Source organism: Methylomicrobium album BG8 (genome assembly GCF_000214275.2).
Lineage (GTDB): Bacteria > Pseudomonadota > Gammaproteobacteria > Methylococcales > Methylomonadaceae > Methylomicrobium > Methylomicrobium agile.
Map to the genome: position 1 here is coordinate 213,231 of NZ_CM001475.1, position 18,954 is coordinate 232,184.

17 protein-coding genes and 1 pseudogene are annotated in these 18,954 nt (G+C 56.1%); 5 read left to right on the forward strand and 13 right to left on the reverse strand.

Annotation, left to right across the window (positions count from 1 at the left end):
• Positions 1-5 precede the first annotated feature (5 nt).
• The 5 genes from METAL_RS01045 to METAL_RS20300 form a co-directional block, all read right to left on the reverse strand.
• Positions 6-2,150, reverse strand: a complete 2,145-nt coding sequence (locus tag METAL_RS01045) for a hypothetical protein (RefSeq protein WP_005368768.1) — start codon at positions 2,148-2,150, stop codon at positions 6-8.
• Between the two features lie 295 nt (positions 2,151-2,445).
• Complete coding sequence (locus METAL_RS01050) at positions 2,446-2,799, reverse strand: hypothetical protein (RefSeq protein WP_031430435.1); 354 nt, start codon at positions 2,797-2,799, stop codon at positions 2,446-2,448.
• A 57-nt stretch (positions 2,800-2,856) separates the two neighbouring features.
• Complete coding sequence (locus METAL_RS01055) at positions 2,857-3,567, reverse strand: TVP38/TMEM64 family protein (protein ID WP_005368770.1); 711 nt, start codon at positions 3,565-3,567, stop codon at positions 2,857-2,859.
• An 11-nt stretch (positions 3,568-3,578) separates the two neighbouring features.
• Positions 3,579-6,125, reverse strand: a complete 2,547-nt coding sequence (gene mgtA, locus METAL_RS01060) for a magnesium-translocating P-type ATPase (RefSeq protein ID WP_005368773.1) — start codon at positions 6,123-6,125, stop codon at positions 3,579-3,581.
• Positions 6,126-6,389: 264 nt separating this feature from the next.
• Complete coding sequence (locus METAL_RS20300) at positions 6,390-6,845, reverse strand: hypothetical protein (protein ID WP_005368774.1); 456 nt, start codon at positions 6,843-6,845, stop codon at positions 6,390-6,392.
• Between the two features lie 496 nt (positions 6,846-7,341).
• Between METAL_RS20300 and METAL_RS19690 the strand changes: the two genes are divergently transcribed.
• A complete protein-coding gene (locus METAL_RS19690; RefSeq protein WP_005368776.1) occupies positions 7,342-7,650 on the forward strand; it encodes a hypothetical protein in 309 nt (102 codons plus the stop codon).
• A gap of 239 nt (positions 7,651-7,889) precedes the next feature.
• On the opposite strand, the gene METAL_RS01080 is transcribed toward METAL_RS19690, so the two are convergent.
• The gene (locus METAL_RS01080) at positions 7,890-8,612 is read right to left on the reverse strand and encodes a DUF3581 domain-containing protein (RefSeq protein ID WP_005368777.1); all 723 of its coding nucleotides are present in this window, start codon (positions 8,610-8,612) and stop codon (positions 7,890-7,892) included.
• A gap of 387 nt (positions 8,613-8,999) precedes the next feature.
• A complete protein-coding gene (locus METAL_RS01090) occupies positions 9,000-10,628 on the reverse strand; it encodes a copper resistance D family protein (protein WP_005368779.1) in 1,629 nt (542 codons plus the stop codon).
• 486 nt (positions 10,629-11,114) lie between these two features.
• Between METAL_RS01090 and METAL_RS01095 the strand changes: the two genes are divergently transcribed.
• The 3 genes from METAL_RS01095 to METAL_RS01105 are packed head-to-tail and all read left to right on the forward strand — an operon-like array spanning position 11,115 to position 12,880.
• Positions 11,115-11,843, forward strand: coding sequence for a TSUP family transporter (locus tag METAL_RS01095; RefSeq protein ID WP_005368781.1), 729 nt, complete (start codon positions 11,115-11,117; stop codon positions 11,841-11,843).
• 39 nt (positions 11,844-11,882) lie between these two features.
• Entirely contained in the window at positions 11,883-12,590 is a 708-nt protein-coding gene (gene crcB, locus METAL_RS21920) for a fluoride efflux transporter CrcB (protein ID WP_005368783.1), read from the forward strand.
• A complete protein-coding gene (locus tag METAL_RS01105) occupies positions 12,566-12,880 on the forward strand; it encodes a DUF190 domain-containing protein (RefSeq protein WP_005368785.1) in 315 nt (104 codons plus the stop codon). The genes crcB and METAL_RS01105 overlap by 25 nt, the downstream gene beginning before the upstream one ends.
• A gap of 160 nt (positions 12,881-13,040) precedes the next feature.
• Here METAL_RS01105 and METAL_RS20305 read toward each other — a convergent pair whose 3' ends face one another.
• The 6 genes from METAL_RS20305 to METAL_RS01125 form a co-directional block, all read right to left on the reverse strand.
• A complete protein-coding gene (locus METAL_RS20305) occupies positions 13,041-13,211 on the reverse strand; it encodes a hypothetical protein (RefSeq protein ID WP_213069427.1) in 171 nt (56 codons plus the stop codon).
• Between the two features lie 124 nt (positions 13,212-13,335).
• Positions 13,336-15,996, reverse strand: coding sequence for a cation-translocating P-type ATPase (locus METAL_RS01110; RefSeq protein WP_005368787.1), 2,661 nt, complete (start codon positions 15,994-15,996; stop codon positions 13,336-13,338).
• Between the two features lie 198 nt (positions 15,997-16,194).
• Positions 16,195-16,539: a hypothetical protein gene (locus METAL_RS20310; RefSeq protein ID WP_213069428.1), complete on the reverse strand. Its 345-nt coding sequence runs from the start codon at positions 16,537-16,539 to the stop codon at positions 16,195-16,197.
• A gap of 214 nt (positions 16,540-16,753) precedes the next feature.
• The gene (locus tag METAL_RS21780; protein WP_281023974.1) at positions 16,754-16,885 is read right to left on the reverse strand and encodes a hypothetical protein; all 132 of its coding nucleotides are present in this window, start codon (positions 16,883-16,885) and stop codon (positions 16,754-16,756) included.
• A 53-nt stretch (positions 16,886-16,938) separates the two neighbouring features.
• Entirely contained in the window at positions 16,939-17,409 is a 471-nt protein-coding gene (locus tag METAL_RS01120) for an HAD family hydrolase (RefSeq protein ID WP_005368790.1), read from the reverse strand.
• A gap of 24 nt (positions 17,410-17,433) precedes the next feature.
• Positions 17,434-17,745 carry a DUF190 domain-containing protein gene (locus METAL_RS01125; RefSeq protein ID WP_005368791.1) on the reverse strand — a complete coding sequence of 104 codons (312 nt, stop codon included), beginning with the start codon at positions 17,743-17,745 and terminating at the stop codon, positions 17,434-17,436.
• A gap of 199 nt (positions 17,746-17,944) precedes the next feature.
• Here METAL_RS01125 and eno point away from each other — a divergent pair.
• Positions 17,945-18,121, forward strand: a pseudogene (gene eno, locus METAL_RS21365) (phosphopyruvate hydratase); the annotation flags it as partial.
• Positions 18,122-18,954 lie beyond the last annotated feature (833 nt).

The following is an 18,954-nucleotide window of genomic DNA, read 5'->3' on the forward strand; positions in this document are numbered from 1 at the left end:
CCGGGCTAACCCTGCAAAAAGGTTATGCGGTTTCTGTATGCGAACCTTCTCTTAATCTCCTGGCCATTCGCGGAAGCGTTGATCCAGCCTCTGGCCTTGAGAATAACCGTTTTGGGCACGCGTTTATTCTTGGGAATGCGAGGCCGGGACAAGGCGAAGGTTAATCCCGAAAAGTTGACGTCGTCCAGGGACAGGCTTTTTTCGGCCGCCACTTCTTCCAGCCGGTTCGTCCACAGGCGCATGAGTTCCGACTGGCCGGCCTGGTCCAGCTCCAAGGTCAGCTTCTTTCCGTTGACGAGCACCCAATGGCCGGTATAAACATAGGTTTGCAGGGGTTCGGTTTCGGTTAGCGTAAAGGCTCCATCGTCGTTGAACTGTAAGGTCGAATCGTTTGCGCCTGACCTGGAGCCGAGCCGCCAGACCTTCAGTTTGGACTGGCTGTAGGCGTTCCAGCTACCCAAAAGGCCGTTATTCCCGGAACCGGTACTCGCGTTAATTTTTACGGACGTTCCCTTGTCATGCCGGATACGCATCACGCCGGTTGCCTGAGAAAAGGTCCAGCCCGGCCCGGCCAAATCCTTTCGCTGGCCGAGCGGTTGGCCGTCAACCGACACGCCGGACGGCACAAAGGCGACCCGCAGCACTTCGGTCGATGCGGCGTCCGCGGTAACGTAGTCCACCCCGGCGGCGCTGTAACTCACCGATTTGACGATCGACGACGAGCCGGTGATATGGGTTTCGCCGGCGGGCGCCCATTCGGGAATCGCCTGCAAGCCGGTCATAAAGTGGCGGATATAATCGCCGTATCCATCCGTGAACCACTGGCTGTTCACGGTCGGGCCATCGATCACGACACCGTCGGGCCTGGCCATATAAGTCGCCCAGTTGAAAGCCCGGTAGGCTTTTTCCTTGGCAACCTGATCGCCCGTTCGCGCATAAAGCATGGCGTTGATCGAGGCGTAGCGGGAGGTGTGGCTGCCCATCGGATGCTGGAATTCCTCCTGTTCCCGGATGATGTTGGCGCCGTATTGCGGGTCGGCGAAGTTTTTCTCGGCCCAGTCAATCAGGCCGCGAACATGGGTTTCCCAGTTCGCGTCGTTTTCCGGATGCTCCATCAGATAACGGGCCAGCATCATCGGATTCAACTGGTTGATGTTGCCGAGGTCGGTTTGAATCGGGATGTCTTCGAAATAGTTGGCCCAGACATTGTTTTGCATCGGAAAGGCCATCGTCCAGTTCCACACGCTTTGGCGCGCCGTCCGGTAATCGGCCGTATTGCCCAGCGTCAACCGGATCAGTTCATCGAACAGTGCGATCGCACCGACTACCTGCGCGCAGTAGTTCTCCCGGATCTGCCCGGTTTGGGCATGGACGCGAAACGGCCAGGGCGATTGGGTGGAATCTCCGGTCCGTACCTTGCTTGCCAGCACATCGGCCGCGTGGATGGCGGCATCCCGATACCGGACGTTCCCGCTAAACCGGTAGAGCTGCAGCCAGCCGTAACCCAATTCGCCCACTTTGTCCGGTTCGAGATAGAAGGTTCCGTCCCCGCGGCCCGACTCGTCCCCGTAGGCGGCTCCCCGATAGGTCAGAGAACCGGCATCGCCGCTGGCATAGGGCACACTGCTCCAAACCCAGTCGGAGGGCGTCATGCCGTTATCCAACTGGTGAACGGCCAATTCCTCGACCTTTTGCATGACCGCGAGATTGCCGGAATACGCATAATATTTCAGCGCCGATTCTATCAGCATGGCGTAGAGTCCCGCCGGATTGTGCGGCCAGTTGGCCATCTGCTGGGTATCGGGATTGAGATAACTTTGGCTGAAGTAGGCGGGCTTCCCGGTAGCGGGATCGTTGGGAACGCGGTTAAGGAAATAATCCCAGGCCCTGGCCATCACCTCGCCATAGCCGTGCGCCGGATTGGGCGTCCACGGTATGATTTTCTTGCCGCTATCCAAAACGACGGCATGGCCGTTCAATTTATCGGCTTTCGCCGCTTCCACCGCGTTTAACCCGGGCAGCAAAAACTGAGAGATTCCCAGGATCAGGGCAGCCGTCCGTATCCGGCTGAAGCGTGGCAACCGCCAGCGGCGGCTGCGTATCTTCTGGGGGCGGCGCGGGGCCGCTAACGTGTATTCGGCGTTGTTCATGACGGATCCTTGTTGTCTAATGGTTCGGTTTCGCTGCGATCGGTGCATCGCAAGAAGCTGGCGGGCATCGTTTTCCGGCAGAACCGTTTGCCCAAGCGGATTGTTTTTCGCCCCTGTCATCCCGTTTCAGGATTTATCGGCAGTTGCAAAATACCATGCCGGGTTACTCAAGCTGAAGATTAAGACAGCCGGCTTGAAGGCGTCTGTGCGGAAGCACACGTAGAAAGTCGGTATCGGGTAGCGGTGGGGGACGGCGAGCCGTTTTTGCGGAGAGAAAATCCGGCCTCAAAGCGCGTCATCTTTCGTGGCTGATCGACATCACCGCGATTAACAGGAAAGCGATCGCCAGTACCGGCCAGAAATAGGGCGCCAACATAAAGCAAGCCGCTAAAGCGAGCAATAGCGAGCCCAGAAAAATGAACATTCCGATCCCTAGAAACAGCATGATCGTCAGGATAACGGCGAGCCCTGCAATCGCCAGAAAGGTCGGGATGGCGGCGATGCGGACGAGCGGGTCGGCGGCCGGTTGGCCATCGATCGTCACGCTCAACCGGCCCACCTCGGGATGAAACAGGTAGCTGAGAACCGCTATTACGATACCGATGATGATTACTTTGGTTATCAGCCCGGGATTGCGTCGAGTTGCCATCATGATTCTCCGAAGATTTAAAAGCCGCTGGGCGAGAGGCCTATCGCCTTTTCCGCTTCAATGCGCGGAATTTTCCAAGCTCAATTCCTTCAATAAATTGGCTGCCATTTTTGCAATAAAGATCAATACCGCGACCGAAACCCCTAATCCCAAGACCAGCAAACCGTAGGAAACAAAGCCGGCCGCAGGCCGGTTTTGAACCAGGCCCGTTAAATGCTTGGCCGCATAACCGAAATAGACGAGGCTGGCGTTGTAAACCAAAATGCCGGTCGTCGCCCCTAAATAGGGCCGGAACTTGACCCCCGTAACCGATAAAGCGTAACCGAGCATGGCAAAAGGGAGCGGCGTCAGGCGCAATAAAAACATGACCCGGAAGGCCCGCTTTCCGCTGATCGCCTTGTCCAAGGCGGCAAAGCGCTGGTGTCCGGCAAGGAACGTCTCAACCCTGGCCCGCAAAAAATCCCGCCCCAGAAAAAATATGGCGGAAGCCGACAGATAAGTGGCGATAATGACCACCGTTTCGGCGGTCGCAAGGGGAAATAACACCCCTGCCGCCAAACAGAGCGCATCCACCGACACAAAAACCGGCGTAAGCACCGTAAACAGGAGGATAAAGCCCAACGGCGCGAACACGCCGAAGCCCTGGATCCAGACTTCCACATCAGGCAGATAGAGTTCGAGTTCGTGTCCCAGCAGCAAAACCAGCGCGACAAAGACCGGGAGTGCTGCTAATTTCCAGGTAAGGCGGGATCGGGGCAACGGCATCATGAAGGGACTCCTTAAATTTTGACGAAGCGATAAAATATCCGCTTGGCGGCTTCGGCGGCCGCGATATAGAAAATCACGACAGTCCCCAGCAAAGCCAGGATCGTTGGCGGAAGCGGCTGAAAGCCGATCCATGAGGCGAACGGCAGATAAGGCAAGGCGATCGTCAAAACGATGATCGCCAAAGTCGCGCTTAAGAGAGCGTTGCCGGGCCGGCTTTTGAAGACCGGCTTGCGGCTGCGAACGACCAATACGATCAAGGCGGCCGACACGACCGATTCCAAAAACCAGCCGGTGCGGAATTGCGTGGAGGGCACTTCCAGCCATAACAGCAAACCGAAGGTGAGATAGTCGAATAGCGAGCTGACGAGGCCGAAGACGAACATGAATTTGCGAATGAATCGAATATCCCAGCGCCGGGGTTGGGTCACCATGTCGGCATCCACATTATCGGAGGCGATGGTCATTTCCGGAATATCGGTCAGCAGGTTGGTCAGCAGAATCTGCTTCGGCAATAACGGCAGAAAAGACAGGAACAACGAAGCGCCGGCCATGCTGAACATATTGCCGAAATTGGCGCTGGTGGCCATCAAGACGTATTTCAATGTGTTCGCAAAGGTCATGCGCCCCTCTTTGACGCCTTCGATCAGGACGTCCAGATCTTTTTCCAGCAGTACGATCTGCGCGGTCTCCTTGGCGACGTCGGCCGCGCCGTCGACCGAAATGCCCACATCGGCCGCATGCAGGGCCGAGACATCGTTAATGCCGTCGCCCATGTAACCGACCACAAAACCCGCCTGTTTCAAGGCCAAGATAATCCGCTCTTTCTGGTTGGGCTCGACTTCGGCGAAGACGTTAATCCCGGCCACCCGATGGATCAACGCATTGCCGCTCATCTGTTCGATTTCCCGCCCCGTAAGCATTTCGGCGGTGTCCAGTCCCAATTGCCGGCTGACGGTTTCGGCCACCAGCCGGTTATCGCCGGTGATGATTTTGAGTGTGACGCCGAGCTGCCTGAGCCGGCCGATCGTTTGCGCGCAGTGGCTTTTAGGGGGATCGAAAAGGGTCAGAAAACCCAAAAAACGCATCCCCCGTTCTTCGTCTTTAACTTGCTCCGGCACTTCGGACAGCGGTTTATAGGCAATGCCCAAGGTGCGAAGTCCCTGAGCGCTGAACAGTTCGTAGCGTTGTTGAATCGACTCGCGCACCGCTTCGATATCGGTCAGGGTACCGTCGGGGTTTTCACTGTGGGAGCAAGCGTCCAGTACATGGGTCAGCGCGCCTTTGGTAATCAGAACGTTCGCGCCGGCATCGGAAATCAGCACGCTCAAGCGCTTCCGGTAAAAATCATAAGGAACTTCGGCCAATTTGCGGCAATTCTCGACATTGAAACTGCGAAAGTCCCGGATCGCCTGGTCGATCGCATTGTTGAAGCCGGTTTCGAAGTAGGCGTTGAAATAAGCGAAACGCGAGACTTTGTCGCCGGGATTGCCTTCGACGTCCAGGATGCCGTGCACCTGAATCCTGCCTTCGGTCAGAGTGCCGGTTTTATCGGAACACAAGACGTTCATACTGCCGAAGTTTTCGATCGACGCCAACTGTTTGACGATGACTTTTTCGGCCGCCATGCGCTTGGCGCCGTGCGCCAGATTGATGCTGATCACCGCGGGCAGCAATTGCGGCGTCAACCCGACGGCCAGCGCCAGCGCAAACAGGAAGGAGTCGATCACCGGTTTATGGAGATAAACGTTCACCGCGAAAATCATGATCACCAGCATCAATGTCACTTCCATCAGCAAATAGCCGAAGCGCCTGACGCCGCGTTCGAATTCCGTTTCCGGCGCTTTGAGCTTGAGGCGTCCGGACAGTTTGCCGAATTCGGTACTCCGGCCGGTCGCGATAACCAAGGCCTTCGCCTCGCCGCTTTGCACATGCGTTCCCATCCACAACGCATTGCTGCGCCGGCCGAGCGGCGCATCGGCGGCAACGAGCTCCGGCGATTTCTCGACCGGATAACTTTCCCCGGTCAGGATCGCTTCATCGATGAAAAGATGTTCGGCCGCCAGCAACTGGCAATCGGCCGGAATGATGTCGCCGGCTTTCAGCAGGACAATATCGCCGGGCACCAATTCATCCGCCGCAATTTCCGCCAGGGTATTGTCCCGCAGTACGGCGACCTTGATTTGCACCAGCGCGAGCAATTTTTCCACCGCATCGGCCGCGCCTTTTTCCTGCCAGAACCCCAGGATGCCGCTGATCAGGACGATGGATAAAATAATCAGCGCATCGACTTTGTCATGCAGGAAAAAGGATAATCCCGTTGCGAACAGTAAAATCAGAATGATGGCGCTTTTGAACTGCGCGAAAAACAGCCGCCAGGCCCCCGTTTTTTTCTTTCCGTTCAATCGGTTGATGCCAAAACGTTTAAGGCGTGCTCTGGCTTCCCCGCCGCTCAAGCCTTGCGCCGAGGTTTGCAACCGCACCAGATGCCGCTCCACGCCAATGGACCAGAAAAAGGCCGGATCGGCTTTTGTTTTTGCGGTTCGGCGATTCTCTTTCACGGAGCACTCCGGCGTTGTTGATCGTTTGCGTCTCTCTTCTCGGGTAGTCATCCCTGAGGATGCCGCAACTTGTCTGAAATCATTGACGGTACTTTAGAATTTTGCAGCCCGGTCAACGAATTTTCGGTGATTTTTTAACCCATCTCTCCAGAGGCCGTTGCCTGAGTCGCTTGCCCGGCCATTAAAACGCATTTTTTCTCCCGTTGATGCTCGGGCATTTTCATCAACGCCCCGGCAGCGGTTACGCTGCCGGGGACACAGGAATCACTTGGTGGAACGTTCGGCAGCGGCTTTGGCCCGAGTATGGGCTGTTTCCCAATCCTTGCCGGTATTTTCAGCATGCCTCCTTGCTTCTTCGTGTTTTCCTGCCTTGTAGCGTTCGGCAGCGGCTTTGGATCTCGTATGGGCTGCTTCCCAATCCTTGCCGGCATTTTCAGCATGCCCCCTTGCTTCTTCATGTTTTCCTGCCCTGTACTGTTCGGCAGCTTCTTTGGATCTCGTATGGGCTGCTTCCCAATCCTTGCCGGCATTTTCAGCATGCCCTCTTGCATCCTCATATTTGCCGGCCTTGTACTGTTCGGCGGCGGCTTTATGGTGTTTTATATATTCCTCACGGGCTTTGGCCGCTTCTTCGCGTTTCGAGGCAGCGTCTTCCGTTGCCGCATGGGAGGAAAAAGAGATGGCGGAAGCCATTAATAAGGTACTGATGATCTTGAACATAAAAGACTCCTCAATGTTCCACAAGATAAAGTTGATCGATGCCGGGTTCCGTTATCGATCATGGCGATGTTATCGAAATCGTTTTTCCGACATCCAGGAGATACAGAAAGCATGCCAAAAGTTTATTTTTACTAAATATTTTTAAAAACAGCCGCTTAAAAGATAGCGGCGATTGAATTAACGGAATGGGCGGCCTTGATGGTTGAAAAAGCCCCCGTAATCCGGTGGTTATACACCGCGCGGGATTTCGGCATCCTGTCGACGTTGATTGCCATACCGTCCGGTGCTGGCTGCAATGGCCCGTTTTTGGCTTTTCGGGGAGCTTTTGCTCTGGCCGGCGCCTTCCGCCGTTCGTTTTGGGGTTGACCACTTGAAAGACTGCAGGGCCATTTTTGTGAATGTGTACCGGAATGGGTATCGGCCGGCCGCGTTTGCGGATAAAATGACGCGGCCGGGCAGCCGGAAACTCTGAAATAAAAGCGATGGGCGCAAAAATATGATCAGACACCTCTTAATTTGTATATTGCTTGTCTGCGCGACACCGGCACAATCCGAAGAAATTACCCTGTGGGATAAAGCCGTCGACATCGGCTTTTTCAGGCCGACCGGATTCCTGGCCACGCTGCTGGGAGTCGGAACTTTCGCCGTCCTATCGCCGATGGCTGCGGCCGCAACGGTATTTCCCCCGCACGACAGCATTACGACTTTTGCCGATACGCTCGTGCTCAAACCGGCCGAATTCACTTTTTCCAGACCGGTTGGCGCCCCGGTGGTCCGGTGGCTTGCCGTGCCTCCCTCACGGTAGTTCCCGTTTTCTGCGGAGCGGGCGAAGAGAGTCAAAAAATAGGGTAAAACGATTCGGACCGATGGGTAAGCTTGCGGGAGCGGCGTTTCTCTAACCGCCTCGATTCTTTTTCGCTCGCCGCTTATTTAACGGTAGTCTCGCCCTGCCCGTAGGATGCAGTGACGATAGGCTGCACCGAGCGCCCTTTAGGGTATAAAGGGCGCGATCGATGCGCTTCGCAAGCTCAGCGCATCCACGCACTACGGAACTGGCAAATTGCCGAGATAGTCGTTTTTTCTGGCCAGATACTCTTCGACAAATGCCTGCATCGGCCCGGATTCGTAACCGCCCTGAATACTGATCGCGAGTTTTTTAAAGCCTGCGCCCACGCTATTTTCGCCCGCCTTGATCCGAAAGTGTAAATAAGCCGAAGCGCGCTTGCCGTTGACTTCCATCTTCGGCTCCATCATTTCCACGGACGCCTGCTGAAAATCAAGATGATCGAACGACAGGGTCATGCTTTCGTAAATCACCAGCGGGCGCGTGAGGCTGAACATCACGTTTTCTTTCTCCAGCAAGGGGACCAGCACATAGGGAAAGTTCTGCCCTGAAAAGGCGACATAATCGCGAGTAAAGCTTTCGATCAATGCCGAATCCCGGCTCAGGCCGCCCGAGCGTTCGATCTGCAGATAGGCTTTGCCCTGATTGTCTTTCACCTCGATCTCTCCGGCATCGGTGTCGGGAAAATCCAACAGCACGCCATGCCCCACCATGCCCGAAAAGACGAAGTGCATATGCCGGCTCAGCCCATATTTTTCCAAGGCCAGCGCAAACAGCAGATCGCCGGGTACGCAGAAACGTTTGGCATCCACATCGTGCAGGGGATTGAAATCATGAGCGACCTCTTTGGCAAACCGGCTCGCCCGCTCGGCGGAAATGGCGGCAAATCCGTCACGATCCTCATAAAATGCTTTTAAAAACATATTCTTATTTTATTTTCTGAGCAAACGGACCATTCTACCATAGCACTTGATCCATTTCACCGAATAATTCCCTTACCAGTATAAAGGCTATTACCGGCAAGGCCAATTCGCCTATTTCCTGCGCAACCTGTCGAAGATGACGCGGGACGAGGTTGCAAACCCATGCCGTTAAGCTGAGCCCCGAGGCGTTGCAAGGCTGGCTTTGCAACTGACGAAACGGAGCGACAAAGCCAGCTTTGTACTCCATTCGGAATGGCTTGGCTCCGGCTTATCTTAACGGTATGGGTTTGCAGCCCCGTCCCCAACATTCTGACAATTGATGATATTCGGAAATACTCGGTAAACGTTACGGACGGGGCAACATGCCCCGTCTGGCGCGGATCATCATCAGTATAAAGGTTCACGGTAAAACAGCAGGATCACGGCGACCGCGAGCATGGCCAGGCAGCCGGCAATGCCGGCGAAACGCCCTTCCGTCCGATGCCCCGCCTGCATCAGGCGGAGTTCCAGCCAGCGGCCGCCGGCCATCACGATCGCCAGGAACCCGATCGCGGTATGGGTGGACCGGATCAGATATTCGCTTTTCAGTTCAAAGCCCGCATGGCCGTGAACAAACAGAACAATGGCGCCGAGCGCCATCAAAGCGGGAAACACATAAGGCAGCCGGGCGCCGCCCTTTCCTCTGCGGACCCGAAGCTCCAGCGCGCCCATCGCAAAGGTCGAGAGCGTGGTGATACGGTGCTGCATGATTTCGCCGTCGCCCAGCGTACTTTCCCAAAAGCCCATCGGACCCAGCGGCCATGCCTGGGGATCGTTGCGGAAGAACAGGAAGAGGCCGATGCCGGCGAAGCCCAGGGGCCAGAACCGCGCCCAGCGGAAGCGGGAATGATAGGAGACGAGGGCGGCAATCGCCATCAGCGCGATAAACAGCCCGCAGACGTTGTGATTGTAGTCCGACCAGGCTGCAGCCGCTCGGGAAGGAATCTGATCCACGACGGCGGTGCGGCCGGCTTCGCCCGCCAGGAATTCGGCATGGCTGGGGGAAGTGAGGCGTGGCAGGCGGGGCATGAACATGGCAGCCACTTCGGACAGGTTGGCCGTGGCCTCGGGAATGTCCGCAGCGGGCGGCTGAGACGCCAGGCCGGTGGCGATGAACAACACGGTGACCAGTACCAGGGACTCGGTCTCGATGTAATACGGCGTCTTACGCTCGATGTCGCCGGAGGCCGGCTGCCGCGCGGCGCGATAGTTCAGCAGCGCGAAACCCAGCGCGCATCCCAGCAAGGCGATTTTGACCGCAACCAGGCTGCCGTAGCCGGTCCCGGCCATGCCTTTCAAGTTTCCCACATAGTGCCAGGCCAATACCAGTCCCGTTGAAGTCAGGACGAGAACCGCCGGGATTCCCAGCCGGGCAAACCGCGCCAGGGCCAGCGGCCAAAAAGCCCGGGCTGCGGCATCGCGGCGGCCGAGCTCGCGCAGCAGGAGCAGTTGCAGGACACCGCCGACCCATACCCCGGCCGCCGCTTGATGCACGGCCGTAATCGCCATCAACAAAGCGCGGTTTTCGAAGCGGGCGACGGCATGGGCCCGCCATGCGCCGCCGATAATCAACGCGACGGCCAGAATGGCGGCCAGCTTTCGGGCCACCGCATTTTGCGGAAAACGAAACAAACGGTAGGCCGTTCCCGCCAGCGCCAAGGCCAGCAGGCAGCGTAATGCGCCGGCTTTGAATTGAATGCTGCCGGCATAGGCGGCGAACGGAAACTCGCCCAGCGCGGAGGCTAGAATGGCCGCTTTCACGATCAGTTCGAGCCCTGTAGCTGCGGCCAGCAGGACCGCGCCCGCCCCGATGCCCCAGGCGTTCCGGCGCCGCATCGGGATAGCCGAAGGCGTATCGGAGGCCGTATCCAGTACCGTCAGGTGCCACAGAAGTCCGCCCACGATCGCGCTGAAACCGATCAGCGCAAAGCCACCGAGAATGTCGTCGAGAAAATCCGCGACTCCCTGCAGATACATGAGATGAAAATACGCCGGGAGGCGCTACGCGGACCCGGTGGAAGCGTATCGGCAGGCCCGCATCCTGAACCGGGTCAACGCAAGGCCGGAAAGAAAGGTGATGAATAAACGTCGCATGTGAGGAAATTTCATGACGCCAACCTCCGTGTTTTTGCCTGTAGCTGCGAATGTACCGCTCCAGATCCGATAAAGCAAGAAGCCGAATGGGTATGATTGGATAAAGCGTTCATAACCTATGCGCCAAATCTTTGAAACCGACCTTAAACAAAGGCCGGAGCAAAAAAGCGGCTCGAATACCGATCGACAGACAGGATTAGAGCCATTGCGAACAATCTTCCGCCTTTGGCTGTTGCCTTGCTTGCCGTTAAAAAGGGATTGTTGACAGATCAGGCGTATAAAAAATAAACTTTCTACCTTTCCCTCCGCCATATCGAAAAATGTATGGCAATACTCTGATCTCATCAGCAATGACAAGCGGAATAGCCGATGCCAGTCGATATCATGCTCACGGTGGTCGCGACCACAATGATCCAGTCCCTATTCGGTGCCGGCGTTTTGCTGTTCGGCACGCCGTTATTGTTGTTGTTCGGGCACGGGTTCGTGGAGGTTCTGGTCGTGTTGTTGCCGATTTCGATCGGCATCAACCTATTGCAAATCATCAAGCATCATGTTCATATCGATTTCGCGTTTTACCGTAACGTATTAATTTTAACTTTGCCGCCGATTGCGTTGTTCCTGTTTCTGGTGACGCATGCGCGGATCAACATCAGTTTGCTGATCGGCGTCTTTTTATTATTTATCGCCTGCAAGGAATACTCGGCGTCGATCGCCAAAATGCTCGACCGGATAATGGCGTTTGAAAAAACGTATTTTTTGCTGATGGGCATCGTGCATGGGGTCAGCAATTTGGGCGGTTCGTTGTTGACCGCGCTGGTGCATCACAAACACTATGAAAAAGACGCCGCCAGAGTTACCGTCGCCGCGTCTTACGCCACCTTCGCGGCCGTGCAGTTGCTGACGCTATGGCTGTTCAGCGCCCAACAAATCGACCTGTCGATCAACCATACGGCCGTTTATCTGCTGGTCGGGATGTTGGTGTTCATGCTCAGCGACGAGATGCTCTACAACGCGCTCGACCGCGCCAAGTATCAGCGTTTTTTTGCCGCTTTTCTGGCGGTTTCCGGCCTGACGCTGATCGTAAAATCGTTAAATTGAAATCATGGACAACGCCTTGTTTACGCTGAGCACAGACTGATGAATCAAATCATTGCCATCGCCCTGGGAGGATCGGTCGGCGCAGTCACGCGCTTTCTTGTCGCCAACGGCATCTATACCTGGCTGGGCCGCAGTTTTCCCCACGGCACCTTGTTTATCAATGTGTCGGGTTCGTTCCTCATGGGATTTTTGACGGCGCTGATGCTGCAGCGTTTCGCCGTGGCCGTGGAGTATCGGGCGGCGGTTCTGGTCGGTTTTCTAGGCGCTTACACGACTTTTTCCACATTCGCGCTGGAAACGTTGAATTTATTCGAAGAGGGCAGCCTGCTCAAAGCAGGGCTGAATATTTTTCTCAGCGTTGTGCTCTGCCTGGCCGCGGTATGGATAGGCATGATCGTGGGGCGGCAACTCTTCACCGGCGATTCGTACCCGTGGCTGGGTCACGGCCTGCCTTACCTGCATTTGGGATTGGGCGTGATCGCGGCGTTTTTGTTGACCGTGCTGGCGGAATATCTGTTTCATCGCTTCAATTTATCTTTGGAGATGAGGGCCGTCGGCCTGATTCTGATTTTGGGGCTGATCACCATCGCATCGACCTTGTGGTTGGCCTTCAATTTGACCGAAATTCGTTTTGAATTTCACGGTTTGTTAAGTCTTTTCATCATCAACGCGTTGTTCGGCGTGGCGGCGGTTTGGTTAGGTACAGTCATGGGAAATTGGTTATGGCAGCTCAATCCGTCACGATAGTGCGCGTTTATCTGCGCGAGGGCGAACATCAGCAGCATGACGTGATGAAATTACTTCACGACGATGAGCGCGTTCAGGGCGCAACCGTTTTTCGAGGCATCAGCGGATTCGGCCCGGACGGCGTCTTGCGTACCGCTTCACTGGTCGATCTTTCGCTCGATCTGCCGTTGGTCGTGGAATTTTATGGAGAGCCGGCCCAGATGGAAGCCGTGATCGATAAACTCATCCAACACCTGCATTTGCCGCATATTGTCAGTTGGGCCGGCGTCAGTCATGTTGCCGGCGAGTAATTTAAAAAACTTTCTGACATAAAAGCCAACTTCGCGTCTCCACGCGCTAATAAAACCCGATGCACGATCTCATCGTGCTGTTTTTTGCCGCGTTTATCGCCGCCGCGTGGAACATCCGGCATACTGTCCGTGCTTTTTCGAAATGATAGGCGATCAGCGGCTAATCGGCATAGCCGATCATCGTGATCGGCCAGTAGAGCCGCGTCCGGTCCGCCAGATACCCCGAAACCAGGCGCAACAAATAACCGACCAGTTCTCCGAAGCCCGCAACAATACCCCCCCGTCGCGGCGCTTGCGCCCAAAACGGCAAGAAACGGATCGGTGATCGCACGCGCACTTTCGTAGGTCATGTCGGCGAACAGGCTGACGCTGCCGATCAGCGCCGACAAAGCGCATGGCCGTCAAAGGCGCAGCGTTGTTGTTCATGGAATCTCTCCGATTGCCTGCAAAAGGCTTTAACCGTTGTGATGGTTTCGGTAAAGCCAACCGCGGCGGCGCAGCCACTTTTCGATCTCTACCGCAAAAAAGACCACCGAAGAAAGCGCCAAGCTGAACAACAGTTCAGTGGCGCTCAAGGCTTCGGTTTTAAAGATAGGCTGCAAAAACGGGACATACAGCACCGCCATTTGCAGTGCGAAGGTCAAAGCCACGGCGCCTAAAAGAAGCCGGTTGGAAAAAAATCCCCGGCCGAACAGCGACACCGATTCGGAACGTATCGCCAGCACGTGCCCCATCTGCGACAGGGTCAAGACGGTGAACACGATGCTCTGCCAATGCGTGGAGCCGCCAAAATAAGCCCAGCCTTGAGAAAATAGCGAAATCCCACCCATCAGCAGGCCTATCCACAGGATATGCTGCCACATGCCCTGAGCAAAAAGACTTTCCTGCGGCGGCCGCGGCGGGCGCTGCATGGTGCCGCGTTCTTCCGGTTCGGCCGCCAAGGCCAGCCCCGGCAAACCGTCGGTAACCAAATTGATCCAAAGAATTTGAATCGGCAGCAAAGGCAACGGCAAACCGACAAAAGGCGCCAAAAACAGCGTCCAGATTTCCGCCGAATTGCCGGTCATGACATATTTGACGAACTTGCGGATGTTGTCGTAAATGCGCCGGCCTTCGCGGACCGCCGTCACAATGGTGGCGAAGTTGTCATCCTGCAGCACCATGTGCGCCGCTTCCCTGGCCACGTCCGTGCCGATTTTTCCCATCGCGATGCCGATATTGGCGCATCTCAACGCCGGGGCGTCGTTGACGCCGTCGCCGGTCATCGCCACGAATTCGCCTCTGTCCTGCAGCGCTTTGACGATCTTGATCTTTTGTTCCGGCGCAACGCGCGCGTAAACCCGCACCGACTCGACCTCTTTTTCGAATTCCGCAAGGCTCATGTTCGCGAGTTGCCGGCCGATAAGCACCTTATCGGCTTTTTCGGCAATCCCTAGCCGTACTGCGACGGCGAGTGCGGTCGCCGGATGATCGCCGGTAATCATCACCGGCGTGATGCCGGCGCTCTTGCACAGCGCCACGGCTTCGCGGGCTTCCGGCCTTGGCGGATCCAGCAATCCGGCCAAACCTAAAAAGCACAGTTCGGTCTCAATTTCATCGGCGCTCGGCGCTTGCGGCTGTTCGGCCAAACGACGGTATGCCAGCGCCAATACCCGCAAACCGTTCGCCGCCATTTGCTCGGCAGCGGCCATAATTTTTTTGCTATCCAACGCTTGCGGCCCGTCGGCCGTCCATTGTGTGCCGCAGCGCGGCAGTAAATTTTCCGGAGCGCCTTTGCTGTAAGCAATGACTTCGCTGTTTTCCGAATGCAGCGTGGTCATCAGTTTACGTTCGGAGTCGAAAGGGATTTCATCCAGCCGCGGCGCCTCCTTGGCTAATTGGGCGCCGTCATAACCGGCATCGGCGGCGGCTTTGTATAAAGCCATTTCGGTGGGATCGCCGTGCAGCCGGCCATTCCGGCCGCAGCGAATGTCGTTGTTGAGGGCAAAAGCGCGCAGCAGCAAGCTGGGAAAATTGCCATCGATATTATTGTGTAACCGATTCCCCACATAAAACGCTTCCGCAACCATGCGGTTCTGCGTCAGCGTGCCGGTCTTGTCCGAACAAATAAAGGTCACCGATCCCAGCGTTTCCACCGCGGGCAGGCGCCGGATCAGCGCGTTTTTCTTTACCAGCCTGCGTGCGCCCACGGCCAGAGATACCGTGGCTACCGCAGGCAACGCCTCGGGAATTGCGGCTACCGCCAGGCTGATCGCGGTCAGGAACATCTGTAGCGGCGTTTCGCCGCGCAGCAGACCCGCCAGAAAAATGATGGCGCAAATCGCCAGAATCAATAACGACAGGCGTTGACCGAAACGGGCGAGACGTTGCTGGAGCGGCGTTTTGGTTTCTCGTTCGCGATGCAGCAGCTCGGCGATTTTGCCGAGTTCGGTGTCCATTCCGGTAGCGATGACGATGCCGACGCCCCGCCCATAGGTGGCCACGCTTCCTTTATAAGCCATGTTATGGCGGTCGCCGAGCGGCGAATCCAGTTCCTTGATCAATGCGCCGGTTTTTTCGGCAGGGTGGGATTCGCCGGTCAGCGCGGCTTCCTCGACTTTCAGCCGGGCTACGTCCAATAATCGGAGGTCGGCCGGAACCACATTGCCGGCTTCGAGCAGGACCAGATCGCCGGGAACCAGTTCATGTGCCGCGACGGTGCGGATTTCGCCGTCCCGGAGCACCTGGGCGATGGGGCTCGCCAGGCGCTTGAGCGCGATGATCGCCTGTTCCGCCCGATACTCCTGGGCAAAGCCGATGACGGCGTTTAACACGACGATCACGATGATCGTGACGGTATCAGTCAATTCGCCGATGAATCCCGATACCGCGCCGGCTAAAATCAGCACGATAATCATGAAATCGGCGAACTGGCTGAAAAACATCCTCGCCATGCTCCTGCGCCGCGGTTCCCGGAGCACGTTGGGACCGTAGGCCGCCAGCCGCTGCCGCGCTTCATCCTGGTTCAAACCTTTTTCGGGATCGACCTTGAGCCAGGCGGTAGTTTGCCACGATTCGAGCAGATGCCAGGGCGGCGGAGAATATTTACGTTGCTGCGGAGGCCGTGATTTCTTCATGATTTCTGAGGGGCGATGAAACAAGTCTGCGAGCGCGTCAAATGATTTCCAGACGGCTGCCGATATACGCCAACAGTACGCCGCCCAGCAACGCCAAAACGCCCAACGCAACGACAATGGCGCACCACGAAACCTGGGGCATAAGCACTCCCAGCAGCAAGGGCAACAGCGCTCCGCAAAAACTGCATATGCCGGCAATTAGGCGGCGTTATACAGGGCCATGCGCCCTAGACGCGTGGCAGCGAGGCAGCCGTGCGATCTTAAGTTTAATTGCCGTTCGGCATGAATCAATTCACTGCGCAGTTCGGCATAATGCGCGACAAACAAAATGAATCCTCCCGACACGGCGGCCGCCGTGGCGACACGCAATGCCAGGCCGGCATCGATCGGCGTATCGGCATCGAGCAGCCTGCCGGACGCCAGCGTCAACGCGGTCAAAATGCCGTCGCGCCAACCCGCGACCAGATCAAGGCGGTGCTTGGGATGCGGCGACGGTTGTTTGACCGCCATATCCACATTCAATACCACGCGCCGAAGATTCATGGTGCCGCTCCCGCCGATGTAGTGAGGAAAGAAAATGGGTCTGCCGGAAGCATGGCTCAGCCACTCGTTTGCCGCAACGACTCCCCATCTTTCCGCAACGTTTCCAAATCATTAGACGACAAACCCGCTCCATCGTTTTCGATGGGGCGCTGCGCCAATAAAAAATCGCTTTTTACCGTATACCGGAAGATTGGCGGGTTTCGGCAGATCGTCCTCATCGATGGCGCAAACCGAACGCATCGGCAGTTGCCTGGAGCACGCTCAGCAGCTTGGCGCGAACTGCGGACAATTCGGTGTTGATAGCGGTTGCCAGAACGGAGCCTTTGCGGTCGAATGCCGAGGACAATAGGACACTCGCCTCTCCGCCAACTCGGTTCCGCTCGGCTTCGGGTGCAGCATTTACGACCTCAATGTGGCCATCAAACGCAAAGGATGTAAAAGCAAACCCAAGGCGGCACCGATATTCGGGACAAGAATGTCCGCCGCCATCAGCGCCTCCACCGCAACGCTTTCGTGCTGGGCGACGGCAATGGCAAGCTCGGCGGTTTTCAGCATCAGACGGTCGTTGCGGCCGTTGCCGATAGCGGCGCAATTTTTAGTGCCCAATCGCTGAAGATAATCCAATTTCGCGCTGTCTTGATTGCAAGCAGGCAGGATAACCAGTTCGCAAGGCATGCCGGACAATTCTTCGCGCGCGCGGCCGAAAGTATCGCCGGTCAGAATGTGGATATGCAAGTTATGGGATAATTGGGACAAATCGACATCGACGCCATCCAAAAGCTCGCCGTCATAAGCCAACGTTCCGTTGTAATCCAGCAGCAAATGTTCCAGCCGCAAAGTTTTGTATCCTGGAATGTCGATCTCAAGCATTTTTATACCTCACTGATCATCTCGTTAAACCCGGGTATGGGCGAGTGCCGGCCAACTTACGATGTGGTGCAGGTGCAGCTTGTCGATCAGGGTTTCGACGACGGCTTCAGCCTTGTCCGGATCATCGAAAAACTCGACAACCAGCGGCAGGTCGAGCGATAAATCCACTAAAGATTCAGTACGTATTGTCCCATCCTCACTGAAACCCTCGATGCCGCGGAAGACGGTGACGCCAAGCACCTTCGCGTCATCGTGCAAATGCTTGATGATTTTATGCAGGAGATGCTCGCTTTCGCGCAGATAAATTCGCACCACGGTAATTTGCCGGTTTGTCATGACCTGTCTCCAACTTTCTCAGTCCAACAAAGGATGATATCGGGAAAGTATTATGCTCCCGTCTTTAACGTTTCGCACAGCGATGCACCCGATTCTGGCAAAATTGTCATGTTCCGGTCATGGCGGCGTGTGAAAGGATTGATAATATTCCCAGCATATCCTCTTTTTCAGCACATCGTTAATTATGGAGAGATGGCTCATGACTGCGCGTATTCAGAATCTCGAAGCCTATGAAATCCTCGATTCCCGAGGAAACCCCACGGTGCGGGTAAACGTCCGGTTGGATAACGGTATGATCGGTACGGCTTCTGTTCCATCCGGCGCCTCGACCGGCGAGAACGAGGCAATGGAGCTGCGCGACGGGAATGAAAAACGCCGCCATAGCCGCTTCCTGTTCTTCGGTATGGGCGGCCGGGACAACAGGATGGACTATGCCCCGTGTTTGTCCGTGATTCAAGCGATCCGACATTCCGCGGCAGAATCTCATTCGGCGGAACCCGGCAAGCCGGTTCCACCTTACGGGTTGGTGGGCTTGGCGCCTTATTGCCGGGACAGCGGCCAAAAGGCAGGGCGGCGACAGGTCTTTGGTGGACGTCAGTTGATTCGATCGACACGGTATATGGCAACGCTGAGCGCCGTCCGTTTCATAAGCCGACCAAAGCTTTTTACGACCGCCTGCTGTCTCGTGGCAAGCCCAAAAAGGTCCCCTGGTGGCCTGCATGAGAAAGCTGCTGACCATTCTCAATACCTTGACGAAAAATGACCGCGAAGGGGATCCCGGCTATGCAGTTTAGCTTGATTTTTAACACAGTTGCTGCAGGGAGGCAGAAGGTAGATCGCGTCGGGAACAGGCGATCGAGAGCAATGCAGGAGCAATTGCCGAGTGCGTACCGTTTACCGCCGAAAAAGGTACGCACAGCGTACCCTACGAAGCGGTCGATAAGCGCCTGCCGATTCCGTTCAGTATTAAGTTTGCTGAAACGAATTTTTACGCGAAAAGGTGTGCGCTGGATTTCTTATCCCGAACTCAGGTTATGTATTACTTTTTCAAAAGGCTGTTCACTGGCCCTGTGGGGCTGGAATCAAGCGGCAGGCTGCGGCGCTTACCCTGCGGAGATTGGCCGTTCTCCGGGATTGCCGAGGGGTTAGCGATAACGTAAAAGGGAGAAACGAGGCCGGTAAAAGGCGAGGCGGGGTTTTTCCGCCTTG